Below are 16212 nucleotides of genomic sequence, written 5' to 3' on the forward strand. Positions count from 1 at the left end.
GCTTCATACCGCGAACCCCCCTTTCGTCGAGGTGAACCCGATGGCATCCGTCTCCTGGTTGTTGCTGGCGCTCGGCGCCAACCCCGTCGCCGCTCCGGCCGCGGCCCAGGCTCCGGCCGACCCCAAGGTCGCGGTGGCCACGGTGCTGGACGACTGGCACCGCGCGGCGGCGGTGGCCAACGAGCCGCGCTACTTCTCCTTCTTCACGCCGGACGCGGTCTTCATGGGCACGGACGGCGAGGAGCGCTGGACGGTGGAGCAGTTCCGCGCGTGGTCGAAGCCCTACTTCTCCAAGGGCAAGGCGTGGTCCTTCAAGTCGGTGTCCCGCAACGTGTTCCTCTCCAAGGACGGCCAGGTCGCCTGGTTCGACGAGGCGCTGGACACGCCCAACCTGGGCCCCGCGCGCGGCAGCGGCGTGCTGGTGAAGGACGCGGCCGGCTGGAAGATCGCCCAGTACAACCTCTCCGTCCCCATCCCCAATGACTTGATGGGCGAGGTGACGAACCGCATCGCCACGTACTCCAAGGTCAAGGCAGCCACACCGCCAGCGCCGGCGAGCAAGCCCGCGCCGAAGCCCTGACGCATGCCTTCCTGCGTCATGGTCCGGATCCATGACAGAACCATGACAAACGCATGGAGGAGCTGAGGCCCTCCGCCATTTCCTACGCTGTACGTTGGGGTCGTTCGCCAATCCGCACCGGAGGCCCCAACGCATGCGTGTCATCACCCCCGACCTTCTCGTCGCGGCCGTGACGGAACTCTCCCGGGGATCGAAGCTGGTCCGACTGAAGGACGTGCAGGCGTGGTGTGAGTGGAACGGCGTGGATGCTCAGGGCGACGGCCTGCGGAACCAGGCGCTCTGGGAAGCGGAGCGCGCCGAGGCCCAGGGCCAGCGCCGGCTGCTGAAGTTCAAGAGCGGCGAGTGCAAGCAGTCCCGGCTGGGCTGGGCGCTCATCCCCCACGGGACCAAGGCGCGCGAGCTGGCCACGGACCTGCGCTGGTGTGAACAGTCATGGAACGGCATGGACTGGGAGTGGGTGGGCGGAGTCGCGCCCGTCCCCGAGCGCCGCCCCAACCGCGTGCGGAACGAGGAGCAGGCGCCCGCCTCACCGTGAGTCCCTGCGCCCTTCGCGCGCAGGGCGCGATATCCTGGCAAGGCGGTAGAAGCCCCCAAACCAGGAGAGCTGCATGCGAGCTGCGATCGTTGCCGGACTGTGGGTGGTGGGACTGCTGGCGGGCTGTGGCGGCCCCGGCACGGAGGAGGGCCTGGACCTCCAGTCGTCGGAGCAGGCGTTGGATCCCGTCGAGGCGTGCCTGGAGGCCTGCAGCGTGAACCTGAGCCGGTGCCTGCAGAACGCCACCACGCAGGCGCAGATCGACCGGTGTGAGCTGATCGGCGAGAGCTGCCCGCGCAAGTGCGGCGTGGGCGGCGAGTAGGGACACGCCGTCCCGGTGCTGGACTCGGGCGCCGCCGTGGCGTTGTGAGCCATGACCACGGCCCTTTCCTCATTGGGGTTGCGGCCCCTGTCTCGCGCCTCCACTCATCCCTTCCTGGGGCGGATCCGCGAGGGCGTTCCGTCCACACCGGAAGGCGGGGCCGAAATCCTCCTCGTTCGTGAGCCCAGGGGAGGCTGCCTCCGGGCTTCCGCGCATACCTGCTGGCGCGCCGTCTCCGGACGTGAACGTTCCGGGCGCCTACGCGCTGCTTCCTGGCTTTCTTCCGCTCGCGAAAGGGGACGTGGTGCGGGTGGAGCCCTCCAGCGGACGGTTGTTCGCGCTCTACCGGAGGGCCTCTCCGTCCAACAGTCTGCTGGTCACGGATCGCTGTGACAACTACTGCCTGATGTGCTCATAGCCCCCGCGCAAGCACGATGATTCCTGGCTGCTGGAGTTCATCCCGATCACCTCCCCGGAGACGCAGGAACTGGGCATCACCGAAGGTGAGCCCGCGCTGTTGAGAGAGAGGCTGCTACTGCTCGTGGAGTAGCTGAAGACACACCTGCCGGGAACGGCGGTGCACATGCTCTCCACTGGAAGGCGCTTCTTGGAGGAGGGCTTTGCTCAGGGACTGGGGCGGCTGAGGCATCCGGAGCTGATGGTGGGCATCCTGCTGTACTCCGACCTGCCCGAGGAGCATGACCACGTCGTTCAGGCGAGGGGCGCGTACGATGAGACCGTCCGAGGCATCCTGAACCAGAAGCGGGCGGGCGTCCGGGTGGAGCTCCGGGCGTCATCCATGCTTTCATCCACGAGCGCCTTCCAAAGCTGGCGCGCTTCCTCGCCCGGAACCTGCTCTTCGTGGAGCACGTCGCGCTGATGGGGCTGGAGTTGATGGGCTTCGCGAAGACGAACCTTCCAAAGCTCTGGGTGGATCCCCTCGACTACCAGGAGCCTCTCCGCGCGGCGGTGTGGGTCCTGGACCGCGCGGGCGTCAACACCTCCCTCTACAACCAACCGCTCTGCGTGCTCCCCACGGACCTCCATCCTTTCGCGCGCAAGAGCATCTCCGACTGGAAGAACGTCTACTTCCGCGAGTGCGAGGGCTGCATCCTGAGAGAGGCCTATGGCGGGTTCTTCGCGTTCTCGGCGCTGAAGCGCAGCCGGAGCATCGCGCCCGTGCGCCCATGACATGCCAGCCCGGACCTACCGGGACTTGGGCTTGGGCTGCGGTGAGGGTTCTGGCGCCGGCTTCGAGTCGTCTCCGACGACCGCCGCCACCGCGAACACCACCAGCCCCACGAAGCCTGCGAGCGCAAGCAGTTCCCCCCAACTGGAGGACGACTTGGGCTGGTCGGTCACTACCGCAGCGGCCCTCTGCGCCCGCTTCATCGCTTCCTGGACCCGGGCGTCGAGCTGCTGGACGTCGAGCCTGAACACCTGGGCAATCAGGCCGAAGTGGTACACATCCGGCTGCTTCCCGCTCTCGATCTTCGACAGCATGGATTGGGAGATGCCCAGCCGCTGGGCCAGCTCCGCCTGGGTCATGTTCCCGTGCTGCTTCCGGAGCTGGGCAATCACCTGTCCCAGCACCAGGCCATAGGCCTCGCCCTCCTTGGAGTCCGGTCCGCCGGGGACGTTGTGCGCGCGCGTCATGACCCCTCGTTCATAAACCGCGTCCCCGGGCACTTCCAGGTCAAAGGAATTGGCCCGGCGCGTTGGAATAAAATTCTGATGTCAGCTTGCCAGCACTGTTTCGTGGGTTATCTCAGAGAACGCTCGTATGCCGGCTTGGTGGGTCACCCGCCAAGCAACCCCCCGGCAGGAAGCGCTTGGGAGAAAAAACCTATGAAAATTCAAGGACGTATCACGACACTGGAAGAGCTCACGGGGGGCGGCCTGGGCACGCTCCTGAAGTGCAGGGACGAGGCGGGACAGATGTTCGTCGCCAAGTTTCCGAAGGACGCGTCGCCGGAGAACCAGCAGCTCATCGACGGCGAGACCCGGCGGCTCCAGCGGCACCAGGGCCGCTATGTCGTGAAGTTCCTGCAGCCCGTTTCCCACCAGGACGGGCGCCGGGGCTTCGCGATGGAGCTGATGGATGGGGACCTGACGGCCCTGGTCCATCAACGGCTGTCCGTGGAGCGGGTGTTGGGCTACCTGTTCACGGTGGTCCAGGGCCTGGAGGAGATCCATGGCTCCGCGCAGGGGGCGTTCCACGGCGATCTCAAGACCGGGAACATCCTGCACAAGGGTGGGGTCGCGAAGCTCGCGGACTTCGGCCTTGCCCGCGGTGGGCGGGGACAGACGGTCATGCTGGGCAACCATCACGGCGGCACTCCGGGCTACATGCCTCCGGAGGGGATTGCGTCCGCATTCGGCGACATCTACTCCTTGGGCGCTGTGGCGTTCGCGCTCCTGGTGGGCCGGGAGCCCCGGCCCGGTGAAGTCTTGCGGATCGAGGTTCCGGGAAACCCCGATTTGGCGCACCTCATCAACCAGATGCTCTCCCGAGAGATTGCGCTACGGCCCAACATCAAACAGGTCCGGATGCGGATTGAATCACTGCGGGCCCGGGCGTCGGCTCCGATTCCAGTCCAGCACTTCCTTCCGAAGCGGAACGTGCCCTGGACCCTGCCCGCTCCGCCTCCGTCTCCAGCCCCCGCTCCGGCGTCGTCGTCCGGGGTGGGCTTCCTCGCGTTCGCCGTGGCCGCGGTCGTGGGCATCGGACTCCTCGCGGCGGCGAGCAAGGACTGACCATGGCGGAATCGCGCGCGCATCAGCGGGCGAAGTTCCGCTCCGCGGGCTTCGGTGGCCAGGTCGAAGTCCCGCTGCCCAGCGGTAAGCGGCTGGATGCCCTGTCGTGGAACGGCGTCTGGGCAACAGAGGTGGAGACGTCCGGTTCCTTCCCGCGACTCTGGCTCGCGGTGGAGCGACTTCAGGAGAGTGGAGCTCCGCAGCGGGTGCTGCGGGTTCCCCAGCGTTTCATGCCCCTCGCGGCCGCCGTGCTCCGGCGCAGGGGCGTCTCCGCCTGGGTGCGGAACATGCACGGGTCGAAGGGGTTCTTCGTCGGTGCCTGAGCGGGTGGCGCGGCGCTCCGGGAGCCATGCTCCTGGAGCGCCGTGCAATGCACCTGCTTCAGACCGCGTCCTGGATGTTGTTCAGGTACGTGTCGATGCCGTGCTTGCCATCCAGGGCGAAGACCTCGCCGTTCCCGGGGGAGTCGAAGGTGTGGATGGTGGCGCCCTCCGGGTACTGGATGGACGGGCCGCCGTTGAGGATGCCGATGCCGGGGAAGAGGCCGGACGCGATGCCGCTGACGATGTCCGTCACCGGGTTGAACGCGTGCGTGCCCAGCCACGTGGGCACGGGGTCCTGCTTGTTCACGTAGAAGGTGTACTTGGGCCCGTCCGGGAACGTCTTGCCCGCGCCCGCGAAGGTGGAGACGTTGATGTTCCCGAGCAGCGCCTCGCGCTTGTCACGGTTGCCGTCGCCGAAGATGGGCAGGTTTCCCCAGAAGCCGCCCATGTCGTCCTTGATGCGGTTGTCCACCTCGCGCAGCGCGCTCGACACGATGGCGCCACCCTGGCTGTAGCCGGTGACGTTGACCTTCTTGCCGGCCTGCAAGTCCCGGTAGATGGCGTCCGCCAGCGTCTGGGCCGCCTTGTTGTCACCGAGGCCCAGCCGGTCCAGGCCCGTCTGCGTCACGTCCGCGGGCAGTCCCTCCGTGGCGTTGTAGATGGGCACCACGTTGGTGCCCGACTCGTTCGCCAGCTTCTGGGCCTCGCCCGTGGCGTTCCCGTCTCCCTGCGGCTGCGTGAGGATGCCGTTGACGTGGTACGTCGTCGGCGTCGGGGAGGCGATGGGCTTCTCCGGCTTGAACGGCGGCACCTCCGAGACGGAGAACTTGTCCGGCGGATAGGCATAGCCGTCCGAGCCCAGGTACATGCCGTCGTAGGTCTTCGGATCCGCGTTCGAGTCGATCTTCAGCGCGCCGCGAGCCACCTTCGTCGCGTCATCCAGCTGCACCGTGCCGGCCTGGACCGTGCCCGTGTTGGACTGGATGGGCGGCAGGTTCGCGTTGCCCGGGGTGGAGGACTGGGCGCGCTTCGCCTCGAAGACGTCCTTGGCCGCCAGCGGACGGGCGAGCGCGTTCTTCGCCACGGGGCCGGACTGTTCCTCCACGGCGCGCGGCGTCACCTGCCGGACTCCGCCTCTTCCCACTCCGTCGATGGACATGTCCCGGCCCTTCCGTGCTCGTGGTTCGAGGAGGTTATCGGGAGCTGAGAAGAAGAGTTGTCCCGGTCAGGGCAGAACGCTGACGTGGATGCCCGGCGTGCGGCGCTCGCTCGCGCGCTCCACCACGCGGCCCAGGCGCAGCAGCAGGTGCTCCTCGTAGGGGCGCCCCATGAGGTGCACGCCCACGGGCAGGCCCGCGCGGTCGAAGCCCGCGGGCACGGAGAGGGCAGGGCAGCCGGTGAGGTTCGCCAGGCGGATGAAGCGCATCAGCGCGTCCACCACCGGCAGGTTCGACTCTCCGGCGGGGAGCGTCGCCTCGGGGATGGCGGGCGCGGTGCTGGCCGTCGTCGGCGTGACGATGACGTCCACGTCCGCCATGAGCGCCAGCAGCTCGCGGGTCAGCCGGTGCCGGTGCCGCAGCGCGTGGATGAGGTCCGTGGCCTTGAAGTGACGCCCCAGCGCCAGGTTGGTGCGCGAGTCGAGACCGAACACGGACGCGCGGGCCTTCAGCTGCGGCAGCATCGCCTCCGCCATCTCGCTCAGGATGATGCAGCTGTGCGTCCAGAGAATCGTGTTCAGGTCCGGCGCGGGCAGCTCCACCACCGTGGCGCCCGCGTCGGTGAGGGCGCGCACGGCCTCGCGACAGCGAGCCACCACGTCCGGATCCGCGTCTTCGAAATAAGGCGTGCAGAGTCCCAGGCGGATGCCCTTCAACGCGCCGTCTTCAAAGCCAGACAGGTGATGCGGAGGCTGCTGCCGGGCGACGACGTCATGTCCGTCCGGTCCGGCCACGATGGCATACGCCGCCGCGACATCGTCGACGGTGAGGCCCAGGGGGCCCACGTGCGCCACGTTCCAGCACAGCGGGGGCACGCCCGTCTCCGGGATGCGGCCCCAGGTGGCCTTGAGGCCGACGATGCCGCACAGCGCGGCGGGGATGCGGATGGAGCCTCCGCCGTCCGCGCCAATGCTCACCGGGCACAGGCCCGCCGCCACCACGGCCCCGGAGCCGCTGGAGCTGCCGCCAGTGATGTGGCCCCGGTTCCACGGGTTGCGCGCGGCGCCGTGGTGGGGGTTCAGCCCGATGGGGTTGATGCCAATCTCCTGCATGTTGGCCTTGCCCAGGATGACCGCGCCCGCGGCCTTCAACCGGGCTGCGACGGTGGAGTCGGTCCGGGCCGGCTCGGTGCGGAACGTGGTGCCCAGCGTCGTGGGGAAGCCCGCCAGGTCCAGCTCGTCCTTGATGACGACGGGCACCCCGTCGAACACGCTCAAGGGCGAGCCCGCGCGCAGCCGCTCCGCGGAGGCCTCCGCCGCCCGCAGCACCTCCTCCGGCTTGCGAGCGATGAAGAGCCCCAGGCGGTCCGCGCCGACGTCCAGCCGTTCAATCGCCTCGTGGACCTTGCGCGCCACGGCCACCGGATCCGTGCTCCCGTCCCGGTAGGCGCGAGCGAAGGCCGCGACCGTCTCCCGCTTCGGCGTCACGGGCGACGCGGCGACGGCGCGCGCGGCCTGTTCCACCGGTGTCTGTGTTTCAGCGGGAGGCGCTCCCGGGGGCAGCGGATACTGGATGGGCGGAGCATCGCCAGCGGACAGCTCGCGCCACTGTTCGATGCCGCTGTCCCGCATCAACTTCTCCACCAGGGCCGGGCCCACGGCGCCCCGCTCCAGCGTGTTGACCATGGCCTTGAGGGCCATGCCGGAGAGTCGCGGAGCCTTCACCGGAGCGCGTCGGTAGGTCATGGGACGCAGCCTAGCGCGAGGCCGTTTCGACACGATGAGCGAAGACGGGCCCGCGAAGCTGAGCGGCTCCGCCGTCATCCGGCGGCCCAGAGGGCGCGTGATACATTCCGCGGTGTCATGAGCCCGCGCCGCCGGATTCCCTCCCTCGTCTTGTGTCTGTTGGCGGCCGTCACCGGCTGCAAGAAGGAGGCGCCGGCCGCGCCTTCCAAGCCTGGCATCGGTCTGGTGCTGGGGCTGGGAGGCCGGGGCGACCACGCCTTCAACGACTCCGCCCTGCGCGGACTGGAGCTGTGGGCCGGGGGCGTGAAGTACGAGAATGCCGGCTACCAGGAGGCCACCGCGTCCGAGCGCAAGGACTCGCTGGCCCCGGACGTCGCCGCCCGCGGATGGGGGATGACTCCGCTGGGCATCACGCCGGTGGTCCTCCAGAGCCGCGTGGCGGAGGACTACGAGCCGAACCTCCAACTGCTCGCGGAGCAGCGCGTGTCGCTGGCGATGGGCGTGGGCTTCATGCTGGAGAACGCCGTGGAGACGGTGGCCCGGCGCAATCCCTCGCTGCCCTTCCTGCTGGTGGACAGCCCGCTCCTGGACGCGCAGGGCCGGGTCATCACGCTGCCCAACGTGCGCACGGTGGTGTTCCGCGAGGAGGAGGGCTGCTTCCTCGCGGGCGCCCTGGCCGGGCTCGTCACGAAGACGGGCCGGGTGGGCATGGTGGGCGGGATGAAGATTCCCCTGGTGCAGCGCTACGAGGCCGGCTTCCGGGCCGGCGTGGCCGCGACGAACCCGAACGCCACGGTGCTGGTGAACTACACCGGCAGCTTCACGGACTTCGCCCTGGGCAAGCAGGTGGGGCAGGACCTGCTGCTCAAGAACACGGACGTCGTCTTCGCGGCGGCGGGCGTGGACGGCCTGGGCGCCATCCAGGCCGTGAAGGAGGCGCGCGAAGCCGGCAAGGCCGTGTCTGTGATTGGCGTGGACTCGGACCCGTCCCACCTGGCGCCGGAGGCGGTGCTGTCCGCCGTCGTGAAGCACGTGGACCTGGTGGTCTACGAGGCCATCCGCGAGCAGCGCCAGGGGCGCTTCCAGGGCGGCAATGTCTCGCTCGGGTTGAAGGAGGGAGGCATGGGGCTGGCGCCCGTGCGCCTGGACTTCCCGGGCAAGGCGGAGGCGCTGCGCACGGTGGACGCGCTCCGGGCCCGCATCATCTCCGGGGAGCTGAAGGTGCCCACGCAGCCCGGCGCCGCGCAGGCGGCGGAGGCGCGGTAGACGGCTAGAAGGGCGGCCCGAGAGTCTCCACCTTCAGCTGGCCCTCGTTGATGGCCACGCTGAGCCGGCGCAGCAGGTCCATCTGTTGCTGTTGCGTGAGCAAGGGCACGGATGCCGACAGCTCTCGCGCCTGGGCATCTCCCCATCGGCGTGCGGAGAGTGCCCGCTCCACCACCTCGTTGCCGCGGGCCCAGGCCTCGGCGTTCCGCGTGTCTGGCGGGGGGGACTCCTGGGGGGCCGGGTCCTCCCGGGGCGAGGCATGGGGCGCCTGGGCCTGAAGCGCGCGGGTCACGGCCTGCTCGATGCGCGCGTCCAGGTCCGTGGGCAGCGCGGGCGCTGGAGTGGGCGCACCGGACAGCGCCACGGCGGGAACCTGGCGCTGCGCGAGCAATTGGTCGAGTCGCCCCTCCATCCGCTCCAACCGGGTCCCGAGCTCCCGGTGGCTGTCGGAGGCGCGCTGGCCCTGCACGAAGAGGGCGAGCCCCGCGCCGAAGAACATCAGGTTGAGCACGACGAGCGTGCGGCTGAGTGGAATCATGGCGCGGGGTGCCTTCAACGCGAGCGGCTCAGGGGCCCTTGGTCTCGAAGTGAGAACCGGTGGCGACGAAGATGAACGTGCACATCCCCGCGCTGTCGTAGAGAACCTCCAGGCGCGAGTCCGAGTTCAGCGAGCGGATCGTCGCGAGCATGCCGGCATCCGTGGTCGCGCAGCTCAGGGTGACGCCAGCGGCATCCCTCGCGTGGCACCAGCCGACCCCCGACCCGGTGGACGCACACCACAGGTACGACAAGCTGTCCGAGCCGTTGCGGGCCGTCCCCAGGTTTCCGCTGAAACGGCGGGCCGTGGCGTCAAGGGAGACCGAAGAGCTGAACCGCTCGCCGGCGAAGCTGATGGCGGAGAGACCCATCGCGATACACAGACCCCACATCATTCCCGTCTTCTTCATGCGGACTCCTGCTCTCTGTTGGATAGGCGGTTGTTCCTGGGTGCTCCAGGAGCGCGGGGTTCTATGCCATCAGGTGGAAGGGTCCAGTTTTCGCGGAGCGCTGTGTCTCGTCTCAGTGAACCATTCGGGGAGCGGGCGAGTGGCTCCACTCAGCCGCGCCACCGCGTCCTCCAGCGCGTCCTGGTTGGCCCAGACGATGTCCGCGTCGCCGTGCTTTCCCACCAGGTCCAGGATGAAGTGGCAGAAGAGGCCGCCGTCGCGCGCGGCGGCGAAGCCATACGAACGGCACGCCAGCGGCCGGTGCGCGTAGACGCGGCACGCCCCCGTCTCCAGGTTCAGCAGCGGGCAGGTGTACGGGCGGGCCTCCTGCCGGGCCAGGGCGTCGGCGCGGGCGTGGATCTCCTCCAGCACTTCTGCGGAGAGCTGCTGGAGTCCTTCTTCCAGGTAGCTCCACTCCAGCTGCGTGAGCGGGAGCGGCGCGGCCAGGTGGCGGCAGCAGTGATCACATCCTCTTCGGCAGGGCCACCAGTCATGGGAGCCGGAGATGTCCGCCGTGCGCGCCTCCACGCGTGCGTAGACGGCCTCCAGCGCGCGGCGCGCTTCGTCTGACGTGCTCATCGGAGCGACTTATCTATCGCTCCTCCGGTACCGGCGCATCCGTCCTACGGGAGCGCTACGTCCCGGCGGTCCAGCCGCCGTCGATGTCGATGACCTGACCGGTGGCGTACGCGCACGTGGCGAGGAAGTACGCCGCGTCCGCCATGTCGCGCACGGTGCCCGGCTTCTTGAGGGGCACCTTGCTCACGAGCGCGTCTAGGAACGCGCCCACCTGCTCCGGCGGGACACCCCAGTCGATGGCGGTGTCGCGCGTGAGGCCAGGGGACAGGACGTTGACGCGGATGCCCTTGGGCGCCAGCTCCACGGACAGCGAGCGGCCCATGGCGTTGACCGCGCCGCACAGGCCCGCGCCGCCCGAGTAGTTCACCAGGGCCGTGTGGCCCGCGATGCCGGAGCACAGGATGATGGCGCTGCCCGGGGCCATCTTCGGCACCGCGTAGTGGCAGGCGGAGAGCTGGCCGAAGAAGCGGTCGTTGAAGAGGGCCCGCCACGACTGCGAGGGCACGCTGTCCACCGCGCCGAACACGGCCCCACCCGCGCACGTCACCAGCAGGTCCACGCGCGGCACGGAGTCGATGAGCCGCTTCACCTGCGCGTCATCGCCTACGTCGGTGACGACGCCCCGGGCGCCCCGGCCAATCCTCGCCGCCGCGTCCTCCAGGCGCTGCTGCCGGCGTCCGGCGATGACCACCTCCGCGCCCTCGCTGGCGAAGCGCTCCGCGATGGCGAAGCCAATGCCCGTGCTCCCGCCCGTGACGACCGCGATCTTCCCGTCCAATGCGCCCATGTGTGTGCCTCCCTGGATAGGCATACGAATGGCACAGGCACGGCTGGCAAGGCCATGCGGCGGAAGGGCATCATTCCCACCGCTCCTCGCGGACGCGCTTGCTGGCGCGCCTCACACCATGGAACGAAGTGCCCCGTGTTCATCCTCCTGCGCGCCCTGGGCCTCTTCGTTCTGACCGCCGTGGCCGAAGTGGTGGGGTGCTACCTGCCCTACCTCTGGCTTCGCGAGGGCAGATCTCCGCTGCTCCTCGTTCCCGCGGCCGTGAGCCTCGCCGCCTTCGCGTGGCTCTTGACGCTCCACCCCACGGGCGCCGCGAGGACCTATGCCGCTTATGGAGGCGTCTACATCGCGGTGGCCCTGGCATGGCTGTGGGCCGTGGAGGGGGAGCGGCCCAGCACCTGGGACATCGTGGGGACCCTGGTGGCTCTGACTGGAATGGCGATCATCGTTCTGGCGCCTCGCAGGTAGTCCTGCGCCAGGGCCTCCAGGAGCCGTGCCGGTCGCCCGTGGCCCGGGTGCGCGACACCCCCGGACCGGGGTAGACACACGGCATGTCCGCCCTGCTCGACAGCGGCGTGCGCCAGGGCGCGGAGGTTCGCTGCCCCGGGTGCATCCGCTTCATCCCTGCTGATGCCGCGTGCCCGCACTGCCTCTGTGGTGCCATCCCGCTGGAGCGCTATGGCTCCGCGCGGGCGTTGGTGAAGTCCGGCGTGGACCGCTTCGCCCTGGCGGCCCGCACCGCCGCGCTGGAGCCCGCCCAGGTGGCGGTGCTGGAGGCGCGCTACGCACGGCAGTGGGGCGCGGTGCAGCGCCTCTCCGAGGACGCCCGGCGCATCGAGCCCCTCCTCATCCAGCGCGGCTTCGTGCGGGAGCTGGAGGACTCGTGGGCGGTGATTCTTCCCATCGAGGATGCGGCCCTGGAGGAGATGCTCGCGCCCTTCAGCCCCATGCCGGACTCGGTGGAGTGGCTGGCGAGCAGGTCTCCGGATCCGACCCTGCGCCTCCTGGGCGCGCTCGCCTGTGTGCACCAGGGCGTCTGGTCGAAGGAGGCGCGCTTCTCCGTGAGCAACCAGGTGCTGCACGGGGAGGGCCGCGTGGCGGTGGAGGCCATGCTCGCGATGACGCGCTGGCGCAACGGCCTCAATCCTCGGCTCAGCTCCGAGGAGCGCGAGCGGATCCGGACGCTCGCACTGGGCGTGCTCCATGTGCCGGAGTTGTCCGCGCGCGCGGCGGTCGCCTGGACGCGGGCCTCGCATGAGCCGACACCCGCGAACGTCACCGAAGCGCTGCACCGGGGCCTGTATGGCTCCGACCCGGAGGTCCGCTTCGAGTGCGCGCTGTGCCTTCGCGACGAGATGGAGGTCTCCCAGGCGCTGGACTCCTCCGACGCGGACGTCGCCGCCTTCGCGCGGCGCGCCCTGAGCCAGTGGGGCTCGCGGCGGCTGCTCGCGCGCCTGCAGCGGGACGGGGACGCGGCCTTCGCCAAGGAGGTCCTCCGCGAACTCCCCACCCCTCCGCCCGAGGGCGCGCTGGAGGCGCTGCTCACCGTGTCGCTGCGCACGGTCGGGTCTCTCGCGGACGAGCTGCTCTCCTTCGCGAAGCGGCGCCCCTTCCGCGAATGGGGGCTGGAGGACCAGCGGCGCTGGGCCCGCTGGGCGCGCTCGGTATTGAGCGACCTGCCCGCGGAGACCGCGCTCGACTTCTTCAGCTGGGCCGCCACGCCTCCCCGCGACGACCCCGAGCCTCCCGAGGAAGAGGAGTCCGAGGCGATGTGGGCCTTCCTGGAGGAGACCGTGCACGCCATCGACCGGGGCACGACGAAGGACCGCACCGCGTGCTTCGGCGACTCCGCGTTCGCGCGCTTCCTCCACCATTCGGGCGTGGACGAGCAGCGGCGGCTGAACGACTGGGCCCGCGACCCGAACAGCGGCGAGGCCCTGCTGGAAGCATTGCTCATGTTCCCCTCCAGGGCCCGGAACCTGAGCCTCGCTCCGGAGAACCCGCGCACGGAGAAGCACCCGGACCCCGGTCACTCTGGCCGGCTGCTGATGGCCGTCTGGGAAGGGCCGGGCCAGCACCTGCTGGTGACGCCGCTGTCTCGCGTGGTGCGCTCCTGGCGCTCGCTCACCGGAAGCGAGCTGTACGTCGAAGCCGTGTGGCGCCGCTTCCAATCCCATCCCGCCGAGCGCGCGGCCCTGCTCACCGCCTTCGCGGCCTGGCGCGACCGCCTGTGGGAGCACCAGTGCGAAGTGGAGCCGGACGCGCTGGTGCGCTTCCAGGCCTGGTGGCGCGTGGACCCGGAAGGGCTCTACCGCCAGACGGAGCAGCTGCTGGAGCGCGTCCCGGCGGAGGCGCTGCCCAGGAGGTTGCGCGCCCTCTGGGACGCGGCGGAGGAGGGGGTGGGCACGCGCCCGCGCACGGCGTCCCTCTCCGTGTCGAGGGGCGCCATGGCGCTGCGCAACGGGCTGGAGTCGCGCGACGCCAGCATCCGCGACGTCCTGGACGCGGAGCTGGAGCACTTCGAGTCGTGGCTCCCCGCCTTCGAAGAGCGCGTGCGCGCCACGCCGTCCCCGCAGGAGGAGTCCAACATCCACCACGACTTCCTGGACGACACGCACAACGCGCTGCGGATGATGCGCGAGCGCCGTGAGCGCAGGCGTGAGGACCAGGAGCGTGAGCGCCAGCGCGAAATCGACCGCCAGGTGGCCGAGTCCCGCCGCCGCGACCAGGAGCGCCAGTTGGAGGTGCGGCGCCGCGAGGCCGAAGCGCTCCGGGCCCGGCAGGCCGCGGAGCGCGAACAGCAGGAGACGCTCTCCCGCGTGAACGCGCAGCGCCTGCTGGTGACGCTCCAGCCGCGCGTGCCGCTGAAGGACGTGGACCGCGAGGTGCTCTTCCCGGAGTCGGCCTTCCCCACGCTCGTGGACTACGCGCGGATGATCAAGGCGATGCAGCAGGGCGGGGACGTGATGAAGCTCTTCGAGACCCTGGGGCTCACGCCCGCCACCTGGGCCGCGCAGGCCACCGCCTGGGGGCAGGTGATGGTGGGCCGCATGGACCTGGGCATGCGCTTCGGGGAGCTGCTGACGGCGCCCTGGGAGTGACGTCCCCGGGCGCCTGGGGTGGGGGCGTTACCGCGCGCTACTGCGCGGTGGCGCCGCCGTCGAGGACCATCTCCGCGCCGGTCATCAGCTTGGACTCGTCCGACGCCAGGTAGACGACGGCGTTGGCCACGTCGTCCGGCTCGCCGAAGCGGCCCGCGGGGATGCCCTTGAGCATGCGCGCGCGCGTCTTCTCCGCCTGGCCACCGGCCTGGGCCAGCGCCTCCACCATGGCGGTCTCCACGTAGCCGGGGTGGATGGAGTTGCAGCGGATGCCGTAGCCCTTGTACGCGCAGTGCAGCGCAATGGACTTGGACAGCATGCGCACGGCGGCCTTGCTGGAGCAGTACGCGGGGAACTGCGGCACGCCCACGAGCCCCGCGATGGAGGAGATGTTGATGATGGAGCCCTTGGACCCGCACTCCTTCATCACGCGGATGCCGTGCTTGCAGCCCAGGAACACGCCGTCCAGGTTGACCGAGTGCACGAACCTCCACTCGTCCAGGGACATCTCCTCCACGTCCTTCACGATGCCCATGCCGGCGTTGTTCACGAGCACGTCCAGCCGCCCGAACTTCTCCACCGTGCGCGCCAGCGCGCTCACCCACTGGTCCTCGCGGGTGACGTCCAGCGGGAGGAACAGGCCGGCGTCTCCCAGCTCCTCCGCCACCGCGCGGGCCTCGCCCTCGCGCCGGTCGGTGACCACCACCTTCGCGCCCTCGCGCGCGAGCATCCGGGCGGACGCGGCGCCCAGGCCCCCCGCGCCGCCGGTCACCAGGGCCACCTTGCCTTCGACTCGCTTCATGGTCGTCGTTCCTTCATGTGAGCGGCGGGGGCTTCACGCCGCGGGGTTGGGGGTGAGCAGGATCTTCCCGTTGCGGCCCGGCTCCAGCGCGCGCTTCACCGCGTCCTGGATGCGCTCCAGCGGATAGGTGCCGTCCACGGGCGCCTGGAGCGTGCCCACGGCCATCAGCTCCGCCATCCGCGCGAGCGTGGCGTTCTGCTCCTCGCGCGGGGCATCGCGCAGCCAGCGCGTCAGCCAGAAGCCGCGCAGGGTGACGTCCTTGAAGATGGTGGCCGCCGCGGACAGCTGGGGGCCCTTGCCGCTCATGGCGCCGTAGTTCACCAGCGTGCCGCCGGTGGAGAGACAGTCGCCCACGCGGCGCGCGGACTCACCGCCCACCGCGTCGATGCCCAGCCGCACCTTCGCGCCGCCGGTGGCCGCGCGCACCTGCTGGGGCAGCTCATCCGTGTCCAGCAGCACCACGTCCGCGCCCTGGGCTTTGAGCTGGTCGGCCAACTCCTGGCGGCGCACGACGTTGACGGTCTTCAGGCCCATCACCTGCGCCAGGGTGATGAGGTAGCGGCCCACCGCGGAGTTGGCGGCGTTCTGCACCACCCACTCGCCGGGCTGGAGCGTCACGAACTGACGCAGCATCAAATAGGCGGTGGGCGGGTTGATGAGCAGCATGCTCGCCTGGAGCAGGTCCAGCCCCGGCGGCACGGGCAACAGCTGCGCGGCGGGCGTGGTGAGGTGGGTGCGCCAGGTGCCCGCGCCCAGCGGGAGGAACACGAGGTCGCCCACGGCCACGGCGTCGGAGCCGGACACCTCCACCACGCGGCCCACGCCCTCATTGCCGGGCGTGGCGGGCAGCTTGGGCAGCACGCCGTATTCGCCGGAGAGGGTGAGCAGGTCGGATGGGTTGATGGGCGTGGCGAGCACGGCCAGCCGCGCCTCGCCGGGCTTCAGCGGCGCGGGTGACTCCTCCACCACCTGGACGACATCGGGGGGCGGCCCGAAGGCCGAGAAGCGCACTGCTTTCATGGCATTGCTCCCGCGCTGTGAAGGCGGCGTCACCCTAATCGCCTTCCGCCCTGCTGCCGAGCGTGCGCTGTGATGCCACGCGCGGTGTGCATCCGCTGGTGGATGGATCCGCTCCGCCTGCATTCGTCGCCCCGAGGCCCCGGCGCTCTGTCCACCCCCGGACGTGAGCGGAAGGAGGCTACCGGCCGGCGACGATCGGGCCTCGCCATGACGGTGAGGGCTGCACAGGTTCTGAAATGGACCCCTCGGTGG

Annotated in this window: 18 protein-coding genes; 9 read left to right on the forward strand and 9 right to left on the reverse strand. The window is 70.0% G+C overall.

The features are described 5' to 3' along the window. Positions 1-40: 40 nt before the first annotated feature. The 4 genes from D7W82_RS17385 (at position 41) to D7W82_RS41580 (ending at position 2628) form a co-directional block, all read left to right on the forward strand. Complete coding sequence (locus D7W82_RS17385; protein ID WP_120619423.1) at positions 41-580, forward strand: nuclear transport factor 2 family protein; 540 nt, start codon at positions 41-43, stop codon at positions 578-580. Between the two features lie 133 nt (positions 581-713). Continuing rightward, positions 714-1115 carry a hypothetical protein gene (locus D7W82_RS17390; protein WP_120619424.1) on the forward strand — a complete coding sequence of 134 codons (402 nt, stop codon included), beginning with the start codon at positions 714-716 and terminating at the stop codon, positions 1113-1115. A gap of 73 nt (positions 1116-1188) precedes the next feature. Beyond that, complete coding sequence (locus D7W82_RS17395) at positions 1189-1437, forward strand: hypothetical protein (protein ID WP_147439368.1); 249 nt, start codon at positions 1189-1191, stop codon at positions 1435-1437. 861 nt (positions 1438-2298) lie between these two features. Next, positions 2299-2628: a hypothetical protein gene (locus D7W82_RS41580; RefSeq protein WP_233587729.1), complete on the forward strand. Its 330-nt coding sequence runs from the start codon at positions 2299-2301 to the stop codon at positions 2626-2628. Between the two features lie 15 nt (positions 2629-2643). On the opposite strand, the gene D7W82_RS17405 is transcribed toward D7W82_RS41580, so the two are convergent. Continuing rightward, positions 2644-3093, reverse strand: coding sequence for a helix-turn-helix domain-containing protein (locus D7W82_RS17405; RefSeq protein WP_120619426.1), 450 nt, complete (start codon positions 3091-3093; stop codon positions 2644-2646). A 192-nt stretch (positions 3094-3285) separates the two neighbouring features. Here D7W82_RS17405 and D7W82_RS17410 point away from each other — a divergent pair, with 192 nt between their 5' ends. Then, complete coding sequence (locus D7W82_RS17410; protein WP_158617684.1) at positions 3286-4194, forward strand: protein kinase; 909 nt, start codon at positions 3286-3288, stop codon at positions 4192-4194. 2 nt (positions 4195-4196) lie between these two features. Continuing rightward, complete coding sequence (locus tag D7W82_RS17415) at positions 4197-4517, forward strand: hypothetical protein (RefSeq protein WP_120619428.1); 321 nt, start codon at positions 4197-4199, stop codon at positions 4515-4517. A gap of 58 nt (positions 4518-4575) precedes the next feature. On the opposite strand, the gene D7W82_RS17420 is transcribed toward D7W82_RS17415, so the two are convergent. Next, complete coding sequence (locus D7W82_RS17420; RefSeq protein WP_120619429.1) at positions 4576-5676, reverse strand: PE-PPE domain-containing protein; 1101 nt, start codon at positions 5674-5676, stop codon at positions 4576-4578. A 66-nt stretch (positions 5677-5742) separates the two neighbouring features. Beyond that, the gene (locus tag D7W82_RS17425; RefSeq protein WP_120619430.1) at positions 5743-7419 is read right to left on the reverse strand and encodes an amidase; all 1677 of its coding nucleotides are present in this window, start codon (positions 7417-7419) and stop codon (positions 5743-5745) included. A gap of 117 nt (positions 7420-7536) precedes the next feature. On the opposite strand from D7W82_RS17425, the gene D7W82_RS17430 reads away from it, so the two are divergent. Further along, positions 7537-8685, forward strand: coding sequence for a BMP family protein (locus tag D7W82_RS17430; RefSeq protein ID WP_120619431.1), 1149 nt, complete (start codon positions 7537-7539; stop codon positions 8683-8685). 4 nt (positions 8686-8689) lie between these two features. On the opposite strand, the gene D7W82_RS17435 is transcribed toward D7W82_RS17430, so the two are convergent. From D7W82_RS17435 to D7W82_RS17450, 4 genes are all read right to left on the reverse strand, one after another. After that, positions 8690-9223, reverse strand: a complete 534-nt coding sequence (locus D7W82_RS17435) for a hypothetical protein (RefSeq protein WP_120619432.1) — start codon at positions 9221-9223, stop codon at positions 8690-8692. Between the two features lie 28 nt (positions 9224-9251). After that, positions 9252-9632: a hypothetical protein gene (locus D7W82_RS17440; protein WP_120619433.1), complete on the reverse strand. Its 381-nt coding sequence runs from the start codon at positions 9630-9632 to the stop codon at positions 9252-9254. A 69-nt stretch (positions 9633-9701) separates the two neighbouring features. After that, on the reverse strand, positions 9702-10250 hold the full coding sequence (locus D7W82_RS17445) for a YkgJ family cysteine cluster protein (RefSeq protein ID WP_120619434.1): 549 nt from the start codon (positions 10248-10250) through the stop codon (positions 9702-9704). Between the two features lie 55 nt (positions 10251-10305). Next, positions 10306-11037, reverse strand: coding sequence for an SDR family NAD(P)-dependent oxidoreductase (locus D7W82_RS17450; RefSeq protein WP_120619435.1), 732 nt, complete (start codon positions 11035-11037; stop codon positions 10306-10308). A 141-nt stretch (positions 11038-11178) separates the two neighbouring features. Between D7W82_RS17450 and D7W82_RS17455 the strand changes: the two genes are divergently transcribed. Together D7W82_RS17455 and D7W82_RS17460 are read left to right on the forward strand one after the other, a co-directional pair. Further along, entirely contained in the window at positions 11179-11505 is a 327-nt protein-coding gene (locus D7W82_RS17455) for a YnfA family protein (RefSeq protein ID WP_370451019.1), read from the forward strand. Between the two features lie 83 nt (positions 11506-11588). Then, on the forward strand, positions 11589-14138 hold the full coding sequence (locus D7W82_RS17460; protein WP_120619437.1) for a hypothetical protein: 2550 nt from the start codon (positions 11589-11591) through the stop codon (positions 14136-14138). A gap of 37 nt (positions 14139-14175) precedes the next feature. On the opposite strand, the gene D7W82_RS17465 is transcribed toward D7W82_RS17460, so the two are convergent. Next, complete coding sequence (locus D7W82_RS17465; RefSeq protein WP_120619438.1) at positions 14176-14940, reverse strand: glucose 1-dehydrogenase; 765 nt, start codon at positions 14938-14940, stop codon at positions 14176-14178. Positions 14941-14973: 33 nt separating this feature from the next. Then, positions 14974-15960: a zinc-dependent alcohol dehydrogenase family protein gene (locus D7W82_RS17470; RefSeq protein ID WP_120619439.1), complete on the reverse strand. Its 987-nt coding sequence runs from the start codon at positions 15958-15960 to the stop codon at positions 14974-14976. Between the last annotated feature and the right edge of the window lie 252 nt (positions 15961-16212).

Origin of the sequence: Corallococcus sp. CA049B (assembly GCF_003611685.1) — a bacterium.
Taxonomy (GTDB): domain Bacteria; phylum Myxococcota; class Myxococcia; order Myxococcales; family Myxococcaceae; genus Corallococcus; species Corallococcus coralloides.